Origin of the sequence: Pedobacter psychroterrae (assembly GCF_004331695.1) — a bacterium.
GTDB classification, from domain to species: Bacteria; Bacteroidota; Bacteroidia; order Sphingobacteriales; family Sphingobacteriaceae; genus Pedobacter; species Pedobacter psychroterrae.
Genome location: NZ_SJSL01000002.1, coordinates 674,413 through 698,596 on the forward strand (window position 1 = coordinate 674,413; position 24,184 = coordinate 698,596).

The 24,184-nt window shown below is 39.6% G+C and carries 14 protein-coding genes; 12 read left to right on the forward strand and 2 right to left on the reverse strand.

Annotation, left to right across the window (positions count from 1 at the left end; all coding sequences use genetic code 11):
* Positions 1 to 2 precede the first annotated feature (2 nt).
* Both gndA and EZ437_RS11270 read right to left on the reverse strand, forming a co-directional pair.
* The gene (gndA, locus tag EZ437_RS11265; RefSeq protein WP_131596041.1) at positions 3 to 1,415 is read right to left on the reverse strand and encodes an NADP-dependent phosphogluconate dehydrogenase; all 1,413 of its coding nucleotides are present in this window, start codon (positions 1,413 to 1,415) and stop codon (positions 3 to 5) included.
* Between the two features lie 2 nt (positions 1,416 to 1,417).
* Positions 1,418 to 2,185 (reverse strand): ROK family protein, encoded by a 768-nt coding sequence (locus EZ437_RS11270; protein ID WP_131596042.1) that lies wholly within the window; start codon positions 2,183 to 2,185, stop codon positions 1,418 to 1,420.
* A 655-nt stretch (positions 2,186 to 2,840) separates the two neighbouring features.
* On the opposite strand from EZ437_RS11270, the gene EZ437_RS11275 reads away from it, so the two are divergent.
* From EZ437_RS11275 to EZ437_RS11330, 12 genes are all read left to right on the forward strand, one after another.
* Complete coding sequence (locus tag EZ437_RS11275; RefSeq protein WP_131596043.1) at positions 2,841 to 5,849, forward strand: SusC/RagA family TonB-linked outer membrane protein; 3,009 nt, start codon at positions 2,841 to 2,843, stop codon at positions 5,847 to 5,849.
* Positions 5,850 to 5,896: 47 nt separating this feature from the next.
* Positions 5,897 to 7,441 (forward strand): RagB/SusD family nutrient uptake outer membrane protein, encoded by a 1,545-nt coding sequence (locus EZ437_RS11280; protein ID WP_131596045.1) that lies wholly within the window; start codon positions 5,897 to 5,899, stop codon positions 7,439 to 7,441.
* Between the two features lie 15 nt (positions 7,442 to 7,456).
* Positions 7,457 to 8,650, forward strand: coding sequence for an ATP/GTP-binding protein (locus tag EZ437_RS11285; RefSeq protein WP_131596047.1), 1,194 nt, complete (start codon positions 7,457 to 7,459; stop codon positions 8,648 to 8,650).
* A 26-nt stretch (positions 8,651 to 8,676) separates the two neighbouring features.
* The gene (locus EZ437_RS11290) at positions 8,677 to 9,771 is read left to right on the forward strand and encodes a DUF5007 domain-containing protein (RefSeq protein ID WP_131596049.1); all 1,095 of its coding nucleotides are present in this window, start codon (positions 8,677 to 8,679) and stop codon (positions 9,769 to 9,771) included.
* 25 nt (positions 9,772 to 9,796) lie between these two features.
* Positions 9,797 to 12,994, forward strand: a complete 3,198-nt coding sequence (locus tag EZ437_RS11295) for a SusC/RagA family TonB-linked outer membrane protein (protein WP_131596050.1) — start codon at positions 9,797 to 9,799, stop codon at positions 12,992 to 12,994.
* Positions 12,995 to 13,017: 23 nt separating this feature from the next.
* The gene (locus EZ437_RS11300) at positions 13,018 to 14,643 is read left to right on the forward strand and encodes a RagB/SusD family nutrient uptake outer membrane protein (protein WP_131596052.1); all 1,626 of its coding nucleotides are present in this window, start codon (positions 13,018 to 13,020) and stop codon (positions 14,641 to 14,643) included.
* A 20-nt stretch (positions 14,644 to 14,663) separates the two neighbouring features.
* The gene (locus EZ437_RS11305) at positions 14,664 to 15,428 is read left to right on the forward strand and encodes a fasciclin domain-containing protein (protein ID WP_131596054.1); all 765 of its coding nucleotides are present in this window, start codon (positions 14,664 to 14,666) and stop codon (positions 15,426 to 15,428) included.
* 19 nt (positions 15,429 to 15,447) lie between these two features.
* Entirely contained in the window at positions 15,448 to 17,040 is a 1,593-nt protein-coding gene (locus EZ437_RS11310; RefSeq protein WP_131596056.1) for a DUF5008 domain-containing protein, read from the forward strand.
* 42 nt (positions 17,041 to 17,082) lie between these two features.
* Positions 17,083 to 18,888: a DUF4983 domain-containing protein gene (locus EZ437_RS11315; RefSeq protein ID WP_165500391.1), complete on the forward strand. Its 1,806-nt coding sequence runs from the start codon at positions 17,083 to 17,085 to the stop codon at positions 18,886 to 18,888.
* A gap of 70 nt (positions 18,889 to 18,958) precedes the next feature.
* Positions 18,959 to 20,416, forward strand: a complete 1,458-nt coding sequence (locus EZ437_RS11320; protein WP_131596059.1) for a carbohydrate-binding protein — start codon at positions 18,959 to 18,961, stop codon at positions 20,414 to 20,416.
* Positions 20,417 to 20,470: 54 nt separating this feature from the next.
* Positions 20,471 to 21,574 (forward strand): DUF5013 domain-containing protein, encoded by a 1,104-nt coding sequence (locus EZ437_RS11325; protein WP_131596060.1) that lies wholly within the window; start codon positions 20,471 to 20,473, stop codon positions 21,572 to 21,574.
* Positions 21,575 to 21,648: 74 nt separating this feature from the next.
* The gene (locus tag EZ437_RS11330) at positions 21,649 to 24,126 is read left to right on the forward strand and encodes a glutaminase family protein (RefSeq protein ID WP_131596061.1); all 2,478 of its coding nucleotides are present in this window, start codon (positions 21,649 to 21,651) and stop codon (positions 24,124 to 24,126) included.
* The last annotated feature ends 58 nt before the right edge of the window (positions 24,127 to 24,184 follow it).

Below are 24,184 nucleotides of genomic sequence, written 5' to 3' on the forward strand. Positions count from 1 at the left end.
ATTTACAAATTATTAGAATTCCAGTCTGCATGAAAAATTCCTTCTTCATCTATGCGTTCAAATGTATGAGCGCCAAAGAAATCTCTTTGTGCCTGGGTTAAGTTTAAAGGTGATTTATCGGTTCTGAGTGAATCAAAATAGGTTAAGGCAGAAGCGTAACAAGGGACAGCTATGCCATTTTGAATGGCGCTGATCACAATGGCTCTGGTAGCTGGTATAATCTCTTCCAGCTGCTGTTGAATGCCCGAATCTGAATATAAATGCGGTAGTCCGGCTTGTTTTGAATAAGCCTGGTAAATATCTTCCAGCAGTTCTGCACGGATAATGCATCCTCCACGCCAGATCTGTGATATTTCCTTTAGGTTCAGTTCGTATTTGAACTCTTTTGATGCCTGTTCCAAAAGGTGCAGCCCCTGGGCGTAGGAAGTGATCATGGCAAAATATAAAGCCTGTTCCAGCTGAACTTCAAAGGTTTTTTTGTCTGTAATTTCTATGCGCTTATGAGGAAGTGCGTTTGACAAAGCAACACGTAAAGCCTTAAATTTAGAAAGATCACGAGAACTTACTGACTCATTAATAGTTGGAATCGGTAATTGAAGGTCCATTGATACCTGGGAGGTCCATTTACCGGTTCCTTTAGATTTGGCTTCATCTTTTATAAGGTCTAAGAGATAGCCTCCGGTTTTTTCGTCTTTGACTTTGAAAATATCACGTGTTACTTCCAGTAGGAATGATTTTAGTCTGCCGTTGTTCCATTTTTCAAATAAGCCATAAATCTGATCGTTGTTATAACCAGCACCGTTCTTTAAAAGGTCATAGGTTTCGGCCAGGATCTGCATCATCGAATATTCGATGCCGTTATGCACCATTTTTACAAAGTGACCCGCGGCACCCGGACCGATATATGCTACACAGGGATCGCCGTTTACTTTGGCTGATACCGCCTCAAGAATAGGTTTTACTGCATTGTAGGCGGTTTTATCCCCTCCTGGCATCATGCTTGGTCCAAAACGTGCGCCCTCTTCTCCGCCGGAGATACCCATACCAAAAAAATGGATGCCTTCTTCTGATAGTTCTGTGGCCCGGCGGCTGGTATCTGTGAAATGTGAATTTCCACTGTCAATGATCATGTCACCTTTGTCCAGCAAAGGAACAAGTTCCTTTATTACACTGTCTACAATCTGACCGGCGGGTACCAATAGCATTACCCGTCTTGGCAATTCTAAACTCCGTATAAAATCTTCTAAAGAAGCGAAGCCTTTTAAATTATGGGCTTTGCCATCTTCCTCAAGCTTTTGCAGCATTTTAGGATCTTTGTCATATCCGGTTACCTTAAAGTCATTGTCGGCCATGTTGAGCAATAAATTACGGCCCATGGTTCCAAGGCCTATCATTCCTAAAGTAAATTTATTCATTGTTATTTTTTGTTGTTAGGATGGTTGGTGTATACATGATATTTTTCTGCAACTTCCCACAGCTTGGCACCGCCTTTTATACCATCTTTATTAGTTACAAGTTTAATATTATGGTCAAGTTCAAAATTGATGTGCTTGGAATTTCCACCACCTATATATAAGGTATCATAATTGAAAACTGTTTTGTAAATCTCGATGATCCGCTGTAAGCGTTCGTTCCATTTTTTTTCTCCTAGTTTTTCAAATGCTTTTGTTCCGATATAATCGTCGTAATCCTTATTTTTAGTAATAGGGAGATGGGCCAGTTCGAGGTGGGGAAGGAGTTCCCCGTCAAACACAAGGGCGGTACCGAAACCGGTACCTACTGTAAAGACAATCTCAAATCCTTTTCCGCTTACGATTCCAAGAGCCTGCTGGTCTGCATCATTGATCAAACGAACAGGTTTGTTAAAAAGATTACTTACCTGCTGCGCCAGGTCAACATTGGCCCATTTGTTTTTAGCCAGGTTGGGTGCAGTTTCTACTTTCCCGAATTTCACGTAGCCTGGAAAGCCAATTGATATCCTTTCAAAACTGTCTTCTAATGCAGAAGCCAACTCTTTAATACATTTGAGTACTGCTTGTGGAGTAGACTCTTCCGGGGTTGGGAGTTTTTTAAATTCAGATAGCAATTCGCCTTCCTGACTTAAAATGCAGGCTTTAATACTTGTGCCGCCAACATCTATAGATAATATATTGTTATTGCGCTCATTTTTGTTTTTAACTGACATATCTTTTTATGGGATAAAGACCTTATTATTTAACATCCGTCAAAATAACAAATTTTCATTCATTAAACCCGACATGTTTTTACAATAATTACTGCTAATTGATAATGTTTTAGCGGTATAAAAATACTAATAAGCGTATTATAAATCTGTTAAGAATACTATAACGTTGTAGATAGCAATACTATAACGTTGTAGATGGAATTTATATCCGCTTAAATGCTTATTTTTCAACGAATTATGACAAGTGATACTTTTAAAAAAAAAATTAAACAAAAATTTGGATTGTGGTTTTTCTTTCGTATTATTGTTATAGATAATCGATTTAGCAACTATAGGTCGTTATAGATAACCAAATGCATACTTAATAAGCCAAACTATGAACCAAACTTTTACAAAAAATCTTGGGAGCGAACTTTCCACTCCTTATCCCGATTATTTTCCTAGAAATTGCTTGCTTTTGTCCAGGGACAAATCAACTCTTTGCTTACGAATTAACTACAAAGTATCGTAGCTAAAACGTTTTAAATTTAATTTAAATTAGATACGATTTACGCAACCTGTGTCGGATACAGGAGGGGTAAATTTTAGTATGTTTTTAAATATATCTACAATCAATTAATAGGATTTTCCATCAGTTAATACTTAATTATCTGTTATGCGCATTATTGCAACTATAACTTTCCTGGGATTGTTGTGTTCTACAACAGTTTCTTTTGGCAATACCGCCCGGTCTGCCTGTATTTCGAATAAGTTCCTTTTAACGGGAACATTTCAACAGACAGATACTGCTTCTAATGACACTACTGCTATTGATAGTGCTAATTTGGGTAAGCTTGACGCGCTTAAGACTCAAAATGCTGTATTTAAAAAGCTTCAGTCTAAAAGCAACAACATCGATCCTAAAAAACTGGCTTTGTTCCCTGCGGTTTCGTTACAACAATTTTTGAAATCAGACGCTGCTGGTGTATATGTACAGGAGCAATCAGGTGAGCCGGGATCAGTTCAGAGCTATTTTATTCACGGAACTTCACAGCCATTAATTTCGGCACGTGAGCAGTTCCAAACACAACCATTGGTTATACTTGATGGTGTACCGCTAACTGGAGACCATCCTTTTGCTTTGGATATCCAGCAATTTAAATTTGAGCGGATCGGACCTGCTACAAATCCTCTTTCAATGATCAATATGGATAATATATTATCTGTTGAGGTGTTGAAGGATTTGGCAGCAACAGCTATTTATGGTCCGAAAGCCGTAAATGGCGCTATTGTATTGACTTCTAAGCAAGCCGGTGTAAAAAGAGAAATCTTTTTTGATTCTTATGTAGGTATGGCTCAGAAAAATTCGGTTACGACCATCAACGGTAAATTCGAAAATGATTTCAGAAGACAGTTTTACGATAAATATACCGCTAATGGTAAATATTCTGAAAACGACGTTTATCCATTGTACTTAAGTGATTCATTGAACAATGCCTATTATGGACCGTCCAACTGGAATGATGAATATTATAGAAACGGACTCGATTATTCTGTAAATGCTGGTATATCAGGTGGAACTAATCGTGCCAACTTCCGCTTTTCATTAGGAAGTCTTCGTAACGAGGGTATTGCTGATGATACAGGCTTAGATCGCTACTCAACGCGTTTTACGATTAATATGAAGCCGCTAACGTGGTTAACATTTACTGCAACTGTTAATGCTAACCGCCTTGACCGTCAGCGTAATAGAAATGTCAGAGATAGGTTGGCTCAGGTTAATTACATTCCGGATTTGAGTTCTCCGATCGCTCCAAGTAAAGAGAAATACGGACAATATTTAGCCGAATTTGATAAAGGGTTTGATGATAACAGAAGCAATCTTGTACAAGGATTGGCGAATGTTGGTGTCGACCTTGGAAAGTTTAAGTTTAACTCTTCGTTTGGAGTAGATTATAATGAGGGTTACCGTGATATCTTCTTCGCAAGAACGCTGCTTCAAACTACAAATTATGCTTCTAATTATTATGGATACAATCAAAGATCATTCTTTGATAATGTTGCTACCTACGATCTGGAAGTAAATGAAGATAGCCGGTTCAACTTTACGCTGGGATCGTCTTTCCAGTATGATGCATATAAATATAACTATGCATATGCTTATAAGGGAAGTAATGATTTTATCAAACTGAACTTGTTGCGTTCAGATCCTGGGAATCAGGCCACCTATTTAGAGCCTTTTGTATTTAACAGGTTCCTTGTTTACAAATTCTTAGATAAAACAAGAAACAATCTGATCTCTTTCAATGCTAAAGTTGATTACGATTTCAAAGATAAATATACTATATCAGCCCACTTACGTGCTGATGGTGCTTCTAGTCAGCAACCAACCAGTCGTTGGTTTTATTCACCGATATTATCAGCAGGATGGAATCTGAAGAAAGAATTCTTTACTGAAAGTGCTACGATATCTGATTTAAACCTACGTGCAAGCGCAGGAAGAATGGGCAGACATGAGCATTTTGACAATTATGCCCAAGGCCCGCAGTATACGGCCTTTATCGGATTTACAGGTAACTTGATTGCACCTGGATACAATGGTTTTGCGACACTTACACGTCCTTATTCAAGTGGTTCAATCGGTTATAACCTGGAGTGGGCATATTCAGATCAGTTAAATCTTGGTCTTGATGGTGCATTTTTCAACAACCGCGTACGTGGTTCCGTAGATGTATATTATAAAGGTGACAAAAATCAATTACTAGGTATTCCATCGGGTTCTGAGTATGGTTACAGCAACATTATCCAAAACGGAATGGACATCGTAAATACTGGTGTTGACCTTGTATTAAGTGCTGACATCTTACAGTCAACTTCAAGCGTTAGATGGACTTCTACCATTAACGCTAACTTTAATAGAAACGAGCTGACAGCTTTGCCAGGTGGATTATCTGAAATTGCAATTGGTGACAGACTGTTAAAGGTTGGCAGTTCAGTTGACAGTTATTTCTTATTATCGAATAACGGTATCTATAATAGTGATGCGGAAGTTCCAACTGTTGGCGGCAAGAAACTGAGCTACAATGGAATTGACTTAAAAGGTGGTGATCCGAAATGGGCTGACATCAATGGTGACAATATAATAGACAACAAAGACAAAACATTGCAAGGACATAGCATGCCAATCGTAGCCGGCGGTTTTAACAATGATTTCGGAATTGGAAACTGGAATATCGGTGTTAATTTCTATTACAACCTTGGTCGTGATTTGATGAACCAGGAAATGGCAAACAGGTTTGACTTTATCAACCGTGAGGGTCTTAATGATATGAGTTCTGTGAGAGAGATCACTTTCTGGGAAAAGAGAGGAGATTATTCAAAGTATCCTTTATATAACCCATGGAGCTCGGTAGCGCCTTACCAGGTTAATCAGGATATTTTCCTTGAAGACGCTTCTTTCTTAAAATTGCGTACACTTTCATTGGGATATGATTTTACAAAATCTATTAAAAAGACGGTAAAAAATATGGAGCGTTTCTACGTATATACTAGTGTAAACAATGTTTTTACATTGACTAAATATACTGGTCAGGATCCGGAGTTGGTAAACTATACTGGTTATGATACTGGTTACGGAATACCAATGCCAAGAACCTACATATTAGGTGTTAAAATGGAATTTTAATTCTTTATCACAGGTAATAACATTGAATACGATTTAAATTTTAAGAGATGAAAAAAATAGTTTTGATGAGTCTTATCTTTTTTAGCCTTTTGGCAGGAAGCTGTAACAAGGCATTAGAGATAAACTCGACCCGTGTGGTGAGTGAAGAGAATTTCTGGAATACCCTGGAAGATTCACGGGCTGCGCTGGTAGGTGTATATGGATTAACAAGGTCAGCAATGGCTGATAATAATGGACATTGGCTGTATGGTGATGTACGTATGGGTACGTTTGATAGCCCTATCCGTCAGGATTTGAAGGCCATTATCAATAATGACCTGAACGCGCAATACCCTGTTGTAGAGTCACTTTCTAATTGGAGAAAGTTCTATGCAATAATAAATGCAGCTAACATATTCCTTGAAAGAATTGGTGAGGTAAAAGCAAATGACAAACGCTATACTGAAAGCAACATGGTTGTTGATGTAGCACAGATAAGGTTTTTACGTGCATTCGCATATTTCTACATGGTTAGAATATGGGGTGATGTTCCATTTGTTACCAGCTCCCGGGATGGAAGTTTTGAAAACAAACCTAAAACAAATGGTAAAGCAATACTTGAATTTGTGCAACAGGAAATGGAGACAGCAATTCAGGACCTGCCTTATTTATATAGTGCTAACGATATACAGCAACCTGGTCTTTATTATAATGAATCAAGATCAAGGTGGGATGGAACATTAGTAAGAAAATTAAGTGCATATGCTGTACTTGCTCATGTTTGTGCCTGGCAAGGAAAATATGGTGATGTATCAGTTTATACCAAGATAGTTTTGGATAATATTTCAAGAGGAAGTATCAATTATATAACTACTGACTTTTTAACATCCAGAAACGGATTCTTTTTTGACAAAAGAAATGAGCATTTGTTGGCGTTTGCTTTTGTATTCGGACATCAGGATGCTACATTCGTAGGGAATCTAGAGTCGTTGACACTGGCACAGCCTATCGTTAATAAGAGTCTTCCGGATATTTTCGTTCCAAAAGATTCAATTCTATCAATCTTTAAAGAAGTTGGTGATGCGAGGTTTAACATTGATACGGTTGGTGTTACCCACTCTGAGCGTTATTTCACCAATTTCCAGGGCAAATATCCAATTTTCAGTAAGGTGAAGGTGATGCAGGGTGGATCTTCCGATCCGACATTCAGAATTTATTCGAGCGCTGTTGTATTCACCAGACTGGAAGATATTACATTGTTAAGAGCTGAAGCTCTTGCAGTTTTGGGAGAGAGAGATGGAGCGATTACTGCACTTAATACAGTCCGCCAACGAAGGTACAATGTAGATAATGTGGGTCAGGCGACAAATAATAACGCTTTTGTGGCATACAGCGAAGCTAAAAGCGGATTATTAATCGATGCAATTTTCAGGGAACGTCAGAAAGAGTTAATGGGAGAGGGACACCGTTGGTATGATCAGGTTAGATATCACAAAATTAAGGGTGATGCTAAATGGACTGCAATGATTAATAGTGGAGAGATTTATTGGCCGATTTCCCGTGAGATTCTTAACCAGAACTCATTGCTTACACAGAATTCTTATTGGAAGTAATTAAGTACTATAGACATGAAAAGATCAAATTTATACAAAGGGTACGTAGCAGCATTGTTTTGCAGTACGCTAATTTTCTTAATCGGTTGTACGAAAGAGAAGGGATATTACGAAACACCAAATGTAATTGTGGGAACCGATTTGAATACCTATGATTATTTGAAAAGTAAACCAGGTGTTTATGACTCACTATTGTTAGTTATAGATGAATTGGGAATGCAGGACATCTTGAGGGACAGCAATGTTACTTTGTTTGCTGTGTCTAATCAGGGTTTTCAAATTGCCTTGAAAAACTTGAATAATACTAGAAAAGCTAAAGGACAACGTTCAATCTTTCTTAAAGAACTAGCCTCAGGGTTTTCAAGTATTCCAAGTCAGAAAGTTAAAGCTACTGGTGACAGTGCCAATCTGGATACCATGGTCGCCCGTTATATTGTTAGAGGACAGTTCAAAACAAGTGATTTTGCTGTTGGTGATGGGTTAGGTATCCTTTCAGTGAGAGGTGGTTATCCTATGCACGGCAGGCGTTTGTATGCAGATGCGGAAGGAATGCAAGGTGGTGGTTCTGAAATCATTGAATTTGCCAACACCAAAAGAAGTGTATTTACACCAAACTGGGCATTGGCAACAACGAGTTCAGTTAACATTAAGACCAAAAATGGCGTAGTACATTTATTGGAGCCGGATCATGTGTTTGGTTATGATGAGTTTGCAAGTCGTTTAACTTATATCCCACCTCCACCAAATTTGTTCCTGACGCCTGGTAGTACCTGGTTTATGCAGTTCCAGGACCCTAACGCAGTAGATGGAAGTGTGGATCCGGGTGAGAAATTTATTAAAGTACACGATGGTAATGTGTTGACTAAGTTCATTGCTGTATTTAATCCGAACAGTAATAGAATTACCATGAACTGGGTGGCGCCTGAACCGGTTATTTCTAATGTTTATACCCTTTCTACTGCCAACGATTCAGCCCCGAGGGATCCAAGAAGCTGGTTGGTTGAAGGCTCATTAGATGGTGTAAACTATGTTAGACTGGATAGTCGTCAGGATGTAGTTTGGGAATCTCGCTTCCAGATGAAAGTATTCGATTTTGATAATACTGTAGCTTACAAATATTACAGGGTGATCATATTGACGAACTGGGGAGATGGTTCACTAATGCAGTTGTCTGAATGGACGATGAACTACAGAGCACCAGTTAACTAATTACACAGAGATTTAAATTAAAAGATATGCAACACAATAATAAATATATAGCATTTATTTTTCTGGCTACCCTGGTCTTGTCTTCGGGATGTAAGAAAATATTTGATCTTCCGGAGGAGAAAGATTACTTAAGTACTAAGATATCTTACGCTCAAATGGCTTATGAGCCGATCTTGGGTAGAACTACGGTGTTTGGTGGTAAATTTAACGCTGATAACTCTTCTTTTCCTATGAAGTTTGAAATCATCAATCCTCGATTTGGTGATGGTAGAGACGCGGATGACATGTTGACGAAGCGTGATGTACTTGTTTGGACGGCAGAATATACCGGGAGGGAAGAAAGTTTGGCCGAAATAGAAGCCAAACGTAAGGTGGAGTCGCGTCCAATGGTTGAACTGCGTGCTTCAGGTGATGTTATGGTTTGGAATTCCGCTAGCGCCGATATTTTGACACCGCGTGACTCAATCATCTTGCCTCAGGATAAAAGATATTTTGATATCAAAATAACAAATAGCGGTGGTACCAGGATAATTAAAGACATCTCGATTGTACCCTGGAGAGAAAGACCATATTCTCCTGACGTGGATTTGAATCCTTATACTGGTCAACCTATGACTGAAGGTCCAAGGAGTAAAGTACTGGTTCACATATTTCCGGGTATTGCGGGCATGGTGGGCGAGTCTACCGGTCGCGAGTTGAAATTGAATGACGGAGCAAATGGGGTAGTTTATACTTACATCAGACGGGTACCTAATGGTCCGGGCAATACCATAAGATTTAAATTTTTAAACAAAGATTCAGCGGCAATTAACCCAGCACGGTTTAATGAAACGAAATGGGATAGATTGGTACATGGTTTCAATATGACCATGACCAATGAATATGTACAATATGACGTAGCCTATCCAATTCCGGTGGCTGCAATCCCGACCCGTTATACCAGTGGTGGTATAAATGGTACCGGAGAGCGTGCATTTGTAGAATTTAGCTTTTCACGTATCGGGTTTGGTGGACAACGCGCTGTTGGAAGGATATGGCAGGATTTCCAAATATTCTCTAAAGGAGATTGGGAGATTGTGTTCCATTTCAAAACAGTGAATCCAAAATTTGAGAACGAATAGAATCTTAATGATAAAAATTAATAAAATGAAAAGACAACTAATTTTTCTATCAATTTTTTTCAGCTGCATTTTTCTATGCAAAGATTTGATAGCGCAAACTAAAAAGATAACCGTTACTGGTACTGTGATTGACGCAGTCACCAAGGAAACAATCATCGGTGCCAACATTTATGTCGGTGCTGGGGACAAACCACAAGGAGTAGGAAGTACCGATGCCAGAGGGCGTTTTAGCATCTCAGTAAATGATGGTTCACTGTTAACCTTTGCTTATGTAAGTTATGTAACTAAAAAAGTTCAGCTTAAGCCTGGACAAACTACCGTAAATGTCACCTTATCTGAAGATAAGAAAGTTATGGATGAGGTGGTAATCAGGGGTTACCAAAAAAGAAGCCGCGAGGTGACAACCGGGTCATCATTTATTGTAACGGGTAAGGAAGTTCAGGATGCTCCGGTATCCAATATTGAGCAGTTGCTTCAAGGTAAAGTTGCCGGTTTGAACGTTCAGATCAATACTGGTGCTCCTGGTATGCGTGGATCTGTCAACATTCGTGGTCTGTCTACACTAAACGTAACTGGTGCAGGTAACGAATCATTCTTACAGCCTACATCACCATTATATGTAATTGATGGTGTGCCGATGGATGCGGATAAAGCATCAGAATTTGGATTTCAACAGCAAGGCCCGGGTGTAAGTCCGCTTTCATTGATTCCTCAGGAGGATATCGCAAGTATTGAGATTTTGAAGGATGCGACTGCAACTTCATTGTACGGCTCAAGAGGTGCATATGGAGTAATCTTGATTCAGACCATTCGTGGTAACTCTGAAGTGCCGAGGATACGTTACACTACCAACTTTTTCATGCGTTCTATACCGAAATTGAGAGAGACTTTAGGAGGTTCACTTGAACGTCAGACAAAGTTATATCAAATTGAGAATTTTGGTCGTTTCCAGGATTTATATGGTATATCAAACACACCTTTCCTTGCGGATAGTTTAAATGGTTATTTTAACAACTCGACCAACTGGCAAGGTGTTTTTTATCAAAACACTTACAATCAGAGTCATAACCTTGCTTTGGATGGTGGTAACGAGAAATTCAACTATAAAACTAACGTAGGGTACTACGGTGAAAGCGGGGTTATTAAGAATACTGGTTTCGATCGTTATAGCTTGAACATGAACATGGAGTTCAAGCCATCTACCAGACTTCGTTTCTTTGGTGCAATGTTCGGCTCTTTGGCCAAAATACAAAAAGGAAATGGTGTAGGGCTGTTACAAACAGGTGTTGCATCTAATGGTCAAAACTCTTCATTACTTCCTGGTCCTTCATTCTTCCAGGCTACCAGTAGTGTATTATCTTCATTAACGACTAAAAGCGATGCGGGCCCGAAAAATATCAGGGCAAACGTAGAGGGTAATTATGAATTATTCCCTAACCTGAATGTAACTGTTACCGGTAGTTATGACTATAACATTGATACCGAGGATACATTCACACCTGCTGCTGCGAATAGCCAGTTTGCAAAGATTTATTCTTACTATGGTTACACATCTAACTTGTATAACAGAAATAACATCTCCTATAGTAAATCTTTAGGTGAAGGAGAAGCACATAATTTTTTTGTGAGTGTCTTCAGTGAGATGTACATCAGAGCCGGTCAGTCAAGCATCACTCAGCTGGAGCGTTCTCCAAATGACCAGTTTCAGGGGCCGCTTGGATATGATGGTTTCTTCTCTAAAGGGGGAGGTGTTTTGGAAAGTTTCCTCGATCAGAGAACTGCTTCGTTCGCGGCGGCTTTCAACTACTCTTATAAAAAGAAATACATCTTAGACGTAACCTATCGTATCGATGGTGATTCTAACAGTGGTAGTAGTGATCCGTATGCAAAAAATCCATCGATTGGTTTGAAATGGAACTTTAACAAAGAAGGAATTTTTGAGAACTCAAAATGGCTTACTTTTGGAGCAATTAGGGCTACTGCTGGTAAAAATATCTATCCAAATGGTAGCTTAACCGATATCTACGGAAGATATAATCCAAATTCGTTCTACAACAATTACCCAAGGGTTGGTATAGATTATAGACAGATCCCAAATCCACTTTTGAAGCCAACTACCGTGTTGCAATACAACTTCGGACTCGACCTTGGTTTGTTTGATGGCAAGCTTGACGTAATTTTTGATACTTATTTCAAAGACGTTGATAACTTGCTATTCTCGAACATCTTGTCAAATACTTTAGGATTTAATGAATATAAAAGTAATGATGCCGGTGTAGCGAATTATGGTTACGAATTGGCACTGTCAAGTCGCCCTTTATCAAAAACAAGTGACTGGAACTGGAATATCACAGTAAACGGTGCAATTAACAAAGATGTATTAACTCAGTTACCTGCTGAATACAATGGGCAGTTTATTAAATTTGATGGTACGTCTGGTTTAAATCAGCATATTGTTCAAAGGGTTGGAAGAAACTCACTATCTAACTTCTTATACCTGAATCAAGGTGTTTACAAATCAACAGCAGATGTGCCAATTGATCCTGTTACAGGTTTAAGGTACCGAAATAATAGTGCTGGAAGTCAATTGAATTCATTCCAGGGTGGTGATCCTATCATCTACGATGCAAACGGTGACTACATTTTGGATTCCAGAGATATGCAGGTGTCAGGTAATTCACAGCCATTGATTACAGGTGGTTTATCTAATACCGTTGGCTACAAAAACTTCTCTTTAAATATTTATGCATCTTTCACTGCCAAGCGTTCTGTGCTAAACAATGCACTGGCAGAAAGGTTGAGATTGATGGCTAATCCGTTTGGAATTGATGGCGGTGTTGCTGGTAGAAAGCCTTTGGCTGTAGTTCCGTTAGATGACTTGAGCATGTGGAGACAAACTGGCGACAATGCTGTTTATGCAAATGCTTATGATTATGCGCATAACCAGTTTACCAATCCATTCCGTTATGAGCAAACTTTATGGCAGGAAGAAGGAAGTTACCTTAAAATCAACCAGATCACATTGTCTTATCAATTTGATAAGAAACTGGCGAAGAGAGTTGGGCTGAATAACATAAGGACTTTCCTTTCTTCATCTAATATTGCAACATTTTCCAAATATTCAGGACCAAATCCTGAGGGTGTGACTGCATTAGGTAGAGATGGATCGAATGGTTATCCGGTACCTCGCACTTACAATTTTGGTTTCAACATAGAGTTATAATTGAGGTAACAAAAAGAAAAGACATGAAAAAGATTATTATTTGCTTATTGCTTATTGTAAGCGCATCCCAATATAGCTGCAAGAAGTTCCTTCAAATTACTCCTATTGATAAATTGACAGGGAATAATTTTTACCAGAATGCTGATGATATTGAAACAAATATCACAGATATGTACGGGCAGTTGTTTGATAAATATACCAGGACGTCATTTGCCGGTGCTACGGGTGAATTTCGGTCTGGAGAAGTAATACCTGCTGAGCAAGGTGGTGAAGGCCGTGCCGGATCTGCAAGGATTGGAGGGCACACAAGAGTTGCGCCAAATCCACGCGGAAGTACTGACAGGCTGAATATCCCTACTGGATCCACCTCAAATGACAGATTGTTATTAGAGGCCATTCAGACCAATAGGGGATGGAGCGGTTATAACTTTACGGATTTAACGCGTTGGGCTGAATATTATAGAGTTATACAAGCGGCCAATCTTTTGATTGTGAAAATCGCTGAAGGGATCCCGTCATTATCTGATGCGGAAGCTAAGCGCTACGATGGGGAGGCCAAATTTATCCGTAACCTTTGCTACTTTATGCTTGTAAGACTTTACGGAGACGTAGTATATTATACCAATGGTTATCAGAAAGATCCGCTGCCAAGAGAAGATATGGTTAGTGTGATCACTAAATGTATTGCTGATATGAAGACAGGCAAGGATAACCTGCCTTTGAACTTCACAGATCCATCAAAAAAAGGTGTTCGTGCAACCCGTGGCGCTGCAATAGGCCTTTTGATGAACATGAATATGTGGAATGCCGGCTTTGATATTCCAAACAGAACGAAATACTATGAGGAAACTTTGGCGCTAGGTGATGAAATCATCGGAAGTGGTGCATTTAGGTTACTTAGATTGACAGAATGGGCAACCGTAGTAAAAGGTAGATCTGATGAGAGTTTATTTGAATTGTTCAGGACATTAAATTACAATACCAACCTGGACGATCCTTTTCAGCAGGCAAATGCTTACTCACCTTTTGGGGATGCATTTATCCACTTTCCATACAAGCAACCTGAATACACCCACCGTTATAGTTTCTCAGTATTTACTGAAGATTATATGAAGAAATTGTATCCGGATGAGAGTGATCAACGCTTAACTGTTTGGTTTGTAGCTCCTTTTGATCAAAATCCTGAGACCTTTCAATTGAGAAAATTCGCTTTAAATACTTTTGCTGATGCTAATAATCCTAATCTTGATTTAAATCCAGATAATACGTATCTTATCATGCGTTATGCGGATGCGATTTTATTACATGCCGAAGCAGCAGCTAACCTTCCTGGACAGGAAACAAAAGCAATTTCCTCATTAAATTTGATTAGAGACAGGGCTGACGCACCATTGTGGGGTGCTGGATCTAATGATACTAACTTGAAGGATGCAATTTTCCTTGAGCGTGCTAAAGAGCTAATGGGTGAAGGAGCCAGGTATTTTGACCTTGTTCGTACGAGAAGGGTTTTAAGCCGGGAATGGACAGATAATCCATTGACTTCTGATAAATTTAACAGGGGCGGATGGACTTGGCCAATTGAAGAATCCGCAAGGTTTAATAATCCGTATATGACCTTGAATACATATTGGATTGGATCTGGTCTTTAATTAATTTAATATATATATAGATGAAAAATATTATAAACCAATACATAAAACCAATCATATATTGTTCTGTATTACTCACCATGATGGTCGCTTCCTGTAAACAAGACGATTACTATGTTGATGGTGGTAAAGCTGATCCAAAATTTAAGGGCAATATGATGGAATACCTGGAGTCTAATCCTAAATTTGACACGATCGCTCAGATAGTAAAGTTGGCCGGTATGGAAGAAGCTTTCAAAAATGAGGAGCTTACTTTTTTTGCTCCTACTGATGAGGTAATCCGACGCACAATTGGGATCTATGCTACAGGGACCTTAAATACATTGCTGTTTGATTTAGGTAAAGATACCATTAAAGTTCTTGCAGATGTTCAGCCAGAGATCTGGAGAAAATACCTTAACAGGTATTTGTTTAAGGGAAAAATGACGGCGAAGGATTATCCTCAATTAGATTTTAGGTTAAAACCACTCTATCCAGGCGGATTTTACACTGGATATAACAGGGATCTTGCTAATATCGGTGTAGTTTACAATCCTGTAAATGGGGTAAATTACATAGGCTACCGCCAGTTAAGCTTTTCCTATATACCAGACCCGGCTAATCCAGACAATTTTTTACCAGCTGCTATAGCTTCGTCAGATATACAGCCAACTAACGGAGTAATTCATGTAATCGCTGTAGCAACCGGAGGCTCGTATTTCATTGGCGAGACGATGCAATCTTTTGCAGCTAACATGTATGGATTTGACGGTGAGTTTTTGACCGATGTAATATTGAGTAAATAATATATAACTGTATAAGCATATGAAATTTAAATATATCAGTTTACTAGTAGTGGCGATGGGGATGCTCATCGGCGGCTGTAAAGAGAAGACAGAGGTGTTCGAGGATCCCTATAAAGGGGGAAGAGATCCTTTAGGCATCGTTGTAAATAAAGAGCAGATTCCTGTTCCGGCAGCCGGTCAGGCGGGAACAATTGTTAAAATCGCTGCAACAGGACTTGAAAAGCACAAGGATTCCCTAAAATTTATGTTCAATGGGGAGTTTGCTGAGGTTGTAAATGTTACTGCGACAGGTATCGAAGCGAGAGTACCAAATAGGGCTAGTTCTGGTGTTACTGCGTTTGTAGTAAATCAGCAGATTGTGTTTGGACCAGACTTTACCGTGTTCGGATTGGTTAACAGGGACCCTACCTTCAAGGTGGTGCTTGGTACTAATGGTTTGATTAACAGAGCAGTTCCTATAGCGGAAGGCAAATTCATGTTGTTGGGAGATTTTACCGATTTTGACAATAAAGGTGCGGTAAAACCAATTCGCAGGATTTTGCGAATGTTTCCTGATGGAACCTATGACAGAGGTCTTTTGTCAGCTACCGGATCAAACGGTCAACTTTCAAGTATGGCAACTATTGGAAGTCAGTTTTACATCTCCGGAGGTTTTAGTGGATATGCACAGCGCGACGGTATAAATAACATCACTAAGATCAGTAATCTTGGAGTAATTGATACAACAGCTGTGACTACTTACACACTTAAGCAGAAAAACATATCTACGTTCAACGGTGGATTTGATGGCTTTGTTGATAATGTGTATGCCTTTAATAATAAAATCATAGCTGCTGGAAATTTCAGGTACTATGTATCCAGAAGATATAATATGCCTACCAGGAAATTACAGGATAGTGTGGTGATTGACAGTGTGGATGTTCGCCAGTTGGCCAGACTAAATACTGACGGTTCATTAGACAGAACCTGGAGATTTGACCCTGAAGCTATCGGCTATGGTGGTTATAAAGGAAAGAGTCTTCCTGGCGCAACAGGAAGTATTCAGACTTTGATGCATACGGATGGCAAGTTATTGGTGTGGGGTACATTTTCGAAGTTTGACGATCAGGCTGCAGGTTATATTGTTCGTCTAAATGCGGATGGTACAAGAGACCAGAGCTTTACTGCAAATGCAGATTATTACATCAACTATGTTAGTTTTAATGCCACAACGAACAAATATGTTGCTGTGGGTATTTTCAAATCGTTTAATGGAAAGCCTACTTTAAGCATGGTGACGTTGAATTATGATGGTACTGTAGATGAGTCATTTAAACCTAAAGTATTTGGTGGTGGATTCCCTACATATGTAAAACAATTAGACGATGGCTTATCTGTTGTGGGTGGCTTCTTCAATACGTATGATGGCGTAAGCAGACCAGGGTTTTTGATAGTAGATAAAACCGGAGGGCTGGCAGAGGGTTATAATACAATAGGTAACCTCTTAGGAAGGATCCTAGACGTAGTAGAAACAAAATCGGCTGATAACAAACGCGCGTTATTGATTGTAGGTTCGTTTTCAACATTTGACAACCAACCCATCAATAATATCGTAAGAGTTACAATGGAGTAATGAATGTTGTGTAAAGACCAGATGATAAATAAAATTAAAATTATGAAAAAAATTAAAGCACTATATTACTTTGGGACAGCATTACTCATGATAGTAGCTGCCTCTTGTAATAAAGATTTCAAAAAATTGGTGCCGGATTCGGGTGATGGTGCTGGTGATCTAGACTATAAAGCCCCTAAGGTACTTTATCTTATTGTGGATGGCGCGCGTGGTACTTCAGTAAGAGATGCGGCTAACACGACTAATATAAAGTCTTTGGTCCCAAATTCTATACACACCTGGACGTCGATCAGTGATACATCAAGAAATGATGCGACCAACTGGGCAGATATGATGACGGGCGTTAAAAAGGAAAAGCACAATGTCCTTAACAACACCTTTACAGGTAACAAACTAGATCAGTTTCCGGTAATTTTTGATTTGGTAAAGAGTGTTGAACCTGATTTCCGTACGGCTTCTTTTGCTTCCTCTAATCTATTTAAGGAAAAACTTACGAATGGGGCATCTGTTTCTGAATCGTTCAATAACAACGATGACGCTACTAAGGACCGTATAGTGAATTTTCTAACCAACGACAGCGCATCAATCGTTGTTGGTCAGTTCAGTAATGTTGATGCCGCAGGTAGGCTTGCCGGTTCTGGTTTTGACCTTTCTTTTCCGGCTTATAAAGCTGCTATAGAAAAATTCGATACTCAAGTGGGAGAAATTCTTACCGCTTTGAGGGGCAGAGCCAACTACAGCAAAGAGAATTGGCTGATCATTGTTACCTCCAATAGAGGTGGACAGTTTACCCTGCCTCCAATACAGGATGATAAAACATTATTTAGTAATACAAATGCAAATACTTTTACAATTTTTCATAACCCAGCTTACAAGTTCACTTTCATTGGAAAACCTTTCTTAGGTAATACCTATACAGGTAAAGCAGTTAGGTTCAAAGGTGATCCTGAGAAAAGTGTAGGAACGGTTAGTGCTGCGCTTTCTCCCAACTTTAACTTTGGAACTAACCAGGATTTTACGGTTTCGATAAAAGTAAAGAAGGGTAAGCCTAAAGATACAGGTGGTGGTGATTACTGGTATGAATGGCCGTCTATTCTGGGTAAAAGAAATACCCAGGGATGGGGCGGTAGTACTGCACCAGGTAATCCGGGCTGGGACATCGCTTTATTCTACAATGAATGGAGACTAATGATACAGGGTGGCGAAGGAAACATTAACGGTGAAGAGCCAGCTGGCCGCTCATTTAGTGGTGATACCTGGCATGACCTTACGTTTGTTGTGGAACGTAAAGCAGATGGATTCAGATATCTGAGAATGTATACCGATGGGGTAAAAGGACTAACCAACAGAAACGGTGGGTCAAGAAATTCTCCTAATATGGACGATTACAGAATTCCGGGAACACCTAACTTTGACAACAATGCACCAATGAGGGTAGGATTTTCTCCTGGTGAGTTAAATGGTGGTAAAGGATATATCAACGTTCAATTGGCTGAACTTAAGGTATGGAAGGCTGCAATTCCTGAAAAAGACATTCAGACTTATTCTTGCGATGCAACGATGGATGAAAGTCATCCGTATTATTCCTTCCTGGTAGGTTACTGGCCGATGCTTGATGGTTCAGGAAATAAATTGAAAGATGTAGGCGGTCCTTATGAAGCTGATATGACGCTTAGCGGAGTGTATGCGTGGGAAGATTTCACCAACCTTATCTGTTCACCAAGTAATACAAATCTTGGAACATTGGTTCCTAAGAATTCGGACATTCCTACTCAGATCTTGAGCTTCTTCAATATAGCACGTCAGGATAAGTGGGGATTAGACGGAAGAGTTTGGATAGCAAATTAATTTTTATTCCGGTAGTCTGTCATAGACAGATTACCGGGATTATTAAGTAGCCTTATATAAATTGTAAAATATGAACAGAACAATTACAAAACTGCAATTAGGTCTTTTGACTGCAATTGCAATATTTACCATATCCTGTGAGCGCGAAAAGCTGGACGAGGTAATGTCTAAAGAAAACCTTCCTCCGGTAAGCGTTGCTTTAGATCAAAAAGTCGAGGTAGCTGGAGGTAATAACTTTACGCTGGATAACAATCAGCTGACAGTTCCAATCACCATTAATTTTAGTGGGTCTACTTCCAGGGCATTTACTGTCCAGATGGTAGGAAATACTGAGATAATTGCCAGTTTAATAGCAAATAACACGTTACCGGCAGGTACTGTAGCATTAGAGCCTGATACTTATGATATTCCACCTGTAGTAAACGTTCCTTATGGCGTTACCAGCGTAACATGGAATTTATTACTGGGACGCACTTTTCTGGAGAAAAACCATGGAAAAGATGTAGCCCTGGTTGTAACGATGGTTGATGCTGCTAAAGGAAATTCTATAACACCAGGAAAGAATTCCATCATTGTGGTAGTTAAAACAGGTGAAACGATTGCACTTGAGGATGTACATTACATTACAGTAGGTAGTAAAGACGGCGTGGTAAATATTCCATTTCCATTTCTGCCAGAGAAATCAGGATTCTCGCTTTCTTCGCAAGATATGGTTATCCCGTTGGAACTGACTTTATCAGGACAAGCCGGACCGGCATTTACTGTAGAGGCAGGCAAGAGCGCTGAAATCGTTAATGAAGCAATTGCAAGTGGTAAGTTGACCAATGTTGTTCCGCTTCCTACCGCTGGTTGGTCAATTCCTTATCCAAAAGTTGGTTTTGAAGCGAACAGAAATACTGCTCCGCTAGATATTAATGTAAGGTTGTCATCAATTATATTCTCAACTGGTAAAAAGTTTGCCATTGGAGTTAGCCTTAAAAATCCTTCGAAATATCAGTTAGGAAAGACAAATAACAACGCAATTATCGTAATTGATCCAGATTATTTCAGAAAACCTTTCAACGCAGCTCCTTTCGTTATAAAAGGAACTATAGGGGAGGCTTCTGCTAGAATCGCAGCATCTAACTATGATTTTGGTGGGCAAGGAATCGCATTTAACGATGACGGTGGAAGAGATGGCGGGCCATTTAGAAGACCGGATAACGTAGATATTGCAGACAACCAAGTAACTGTGGGATGGTGTAATAGTGGCGAATGGCTTACTTATACTGTGGTAGTAGAGGAAGATGGTGAATATGAATTTAATGCAATTATAGGTGCACCAGGTACGAATGGAAGGTATAGTCTTTTCTTCGGAGACGAGCGTGTTACTGGTATTTTATCAGCTAAACAAACTCCGGGATCTTATGGTGACCAACAGCCTAACTTGAGTACTGTTAACCTCAAAAAAGGTAAACATGTAATGAGGTTCTTCATGGATGTTGGAGCTTATGACGTACAAGGTTACATTTTCACAAGAAAAAAATAGGCTTCATTTAATGACGACTATTAACATAAAAAACTAACATAAAAAATTACAGTTATGAGAAAAATATTAATGCCAATTTTATTCTTTCTATCTGTAGGAGTATTAATATCCTGCTCCAAAGATGAAGTGTCTACAACACCGGAAGAAAAACAGGCGAGGCCTCGTGTAGACTATGAAGTTGTTGCCGGAGATGATCCGTTCACTTTCAAATTTGAAAATAAGTCCAAAGAGTACAAAGATTTAGAATGGCGTTTTGGAGACGACAGTCTTTCAACTGAAGTTTCTCCTACGCACGTATTTCCGAGAAATGGAAAGTTTGAAGTAACCCTTAAAGCTACTGCTGCTGATGGTTCAACAGCAATGAAATTGTATGTTGTGGATATAGCTGCTGAATCAGTTGGAAAGATTTCTGCCAAACCTACCGCAACCCCGAATACAGTAAAGTTTACTGTAAATACTTTGGTGCCGGTTAAGTCTGTATCATGGGACTTTGGAGACGGTAAGAAATCTACGGAACTCTCTCCGGAAAAAGCTTATGAAGCTGGAAAATTATTCACGGCAAGAGCGCTAATTACGACCGAAAAAGGTTCTGTAGCAGAGGTTATAAAACTTGTTGGTGGAAATGGTACCGTTAATGACGTAACTTTAAAGTATCTGTTAAATCCAGGTCCGAAGTTCGCCACTGCAGCCAGATTTGGTAGCAGATGGGGTATTGTAAAGGACTGGAGAGTTAATGATGCAGTGAAACAACGTGATGGTGGCATGGGCGGCTGGGATGAGTGGGATGGAAACAGTATGTCCATGGAATCATGGGGTGGTGAGCCGGATATTGTAAACGGAAAGATAGAACAGACTAGCATTGAGCCGCTTGCTGCAGGTACGTACTATTATACATTAGATTTTGTTGGATATCAATGGAAAGATCAGATGTACATCACCATAGCAAAGGGTAATGAACTACCTGATGTTGATAAAGTAGAAACTAGCCCTAATGTTCTTGGATTTTCTAAACGATTGGGAGGCACACCTACCAATTTTACTACATCATTTGTAAATCCTACCACTGGTAATGTGACATTCGGATTTGTCGCGACCTTCATACAACCTGATCAATACTTCAGACTTCGATCGATTAAATTGTATCAACTTGACCTTTAAACGTTAGTTGCATCAGTTACTAATATCAACCAGCTGCAGAACGCAGCTGGTTTTTTTTTAAAACATATTTGAGGATGAAAATAACAAAGAAAATAAGCCTTTTGCTGTCCGCTACTATTGCTGGTATTGCCGGAGGAATGGCACAGGAAAAAAAAGCGCCTTCCTATCCGCTTATCACTCACGACGCTTACTTCAGCATTTGGTCTGCTACTGACCAGCTTAACCAATCGCCCACTAAACACTGGACGGGTAAAGTGCAGTCTCTTCTTGGAGTCATCAAAGTAGATGGTAAGTCCTATGGTTTTTTAGGTGCAATGGAACAACAGTTTAATAATGTACTCCCTGCTTCTGATGACAAAGCGTACAATTTTAAGTATACTGAATCCGCTCCCCCAGAAGGATGGAACAGTATAAGTTTTAACGATGCTGCCTGGAAATCAGGTGCTGCTCCATTTGGTGATGCAGAGCACCACGCAAAAACAGAATGGAAAAGTAAAGACCTATGGGTGAGGCGTTCATTCGATCTGGGCAATCTTAATCTAAAAGACCTTGCTTTAAAAATCAATCATGATGACAACATTGATGTTTATCTGAATGGAGCACTGATTTATGAACATAAAGGCTGGACAAATAACCAGTTTGTGTTTGTTCCTGTCAAACAAGATGTGATAAAAATGCTCAAGGCAACAAATAATGTGTTGGCCATCCATATTATAAATACTGCAGGCGGACAAGGATTAGACGCTGGTTTGGTCACTAAAGCGCCTGTAGCAAATCCTGTTCTGATGGCAAACCAGAAAAGTGTAAATATTACTGCAACTCAGACCAGGTATGAATTTACTGCTGGTGCAATAGATCTGTCCCTGACTTTTACCTCTCCGCTTTTGTTGGATGATCTGCATATGGTATCACGCCCCATTTCGTACATTACTTACCAGGTAAAATCCAATGATAAGAAACTACACGACGTTGAAGTGCTTTTTAATGCTTCAACAGATATCGCTGTAAATACACCTTCGCAGGAAGTGAAAGCTGATATCACCGCTGCACCCGGCTTATCTATTTTAAAAGCAGGTACAGTAGAACAACCGGTACTGAAAAAACGTGGTGACGATCTTAGAATCGACTGGGGATATATGTATGTAGCCAGCCCAAGTGCGAATGGCGCTACACAGTACATTGTGTCACAAAAGAATGCCGTTGCAGATTTTAATAGCAAAGCAATGATAAAAAGACCATCCTCACTCACAGGTACCAAACTTTCTTTAAGTACGGTACTTAAATTTGGAAAGGTGGGAATCAGCGCTAAACAACAATATGTAATGCTGGGTTATGACGATCTTGAATCTGTACAGCTTTTTGGTAAAAACCTCAAGGCTTACTGGAACAATGAGGGAACCAAAACTTTTGAAAGCGAACTAGGAAAAGCGGCTGCCGAATATTCAGGGATCATCAAAAAATGTAATGATTTTGATGCCTCCATGTACAAGAATGCATTGTCAGCAGGTGGTGAAAAATATGCTAAGTTATGCGTGTTGGCCTATAGACAGGCTATTTCTGCTCATAAGCTTGTGAAGAGCCCTGACGGAGATCTGCTATTCATGTCTAAAGAGAATTTTAGTAACGGCTCCATTTATACAGTAGATGTGACTTATCCTTCGGCACCTTTATTTCTAGCTTATAATCCTGAACTGGTAAAAGGATTACTGAACGGCATCTTTTATTACAGTGAAAGTGGTAAATGGAAAAAACCTTTTGCCGCGCATGACCTTGGTACCTATCCTTTGGCCAACGGACAGACTTATGGCGAAGATATGCCTGTGGAAGAATCGGGAAATATGTTGATCCTAACGGCAGCGGTAGCAAAAGCAGAAGGCAATGCCGACTATGCACGCAAGCATTGGAAAACAATGGGTATCTGGGCTGATTATTTGAGCAAAGAAGGTTTTGATCCGGGCAATCAGTTATGTACTGATGATTTTGCCGGCCACCTGGCCAGAAATTCAAACTTATCTGTGAAGGCTATCGTAGCCCTGGGCGCTTATGGACAGCTTGCTGCTCAACTTGGAGAAACTGCTGAAGCAGAGAAATATACGGCCATGGCAAAAGGCATGGCGCTAAAATGGATGCAGATGGCGGATGACGGCGATCATTACGCGCTTACATTTGATAAGAAAGGAACCTGGAGTCAAAAATATAACCTGGTTTGGGACAAATTACTAGGCTTAAATCTGTTTCCTAAAGAAGTATATGAAAAAGAGATTAAGTATTATCTGACCAAACAAAACAGCTTCGGACTTCCTTTAGACAGCCGTAAAACCTATACGAAATCTGATTGGATCATCTGGACTTCTGTATTGGCAGACAAGCAGCAGGATTTCAATGCATTAATAGATCCGGTTTATAAGTTTGCTACACAAACTAGTTCACGTGTACCTTTGAGCGACTGGCATGAAACAACCGACGGTAAGATGGTTGGCTTTCAAGCAAGAAGTGTGGTAGGTGGCTATTTTATAAAAATGCTCGAGCTTAACTGGAAAAACAAAAAGTAGTTGCGTAATTTTTTGGTTACAAAGAAATAAAGTTCTATCTTCAATACGACTAAACCAA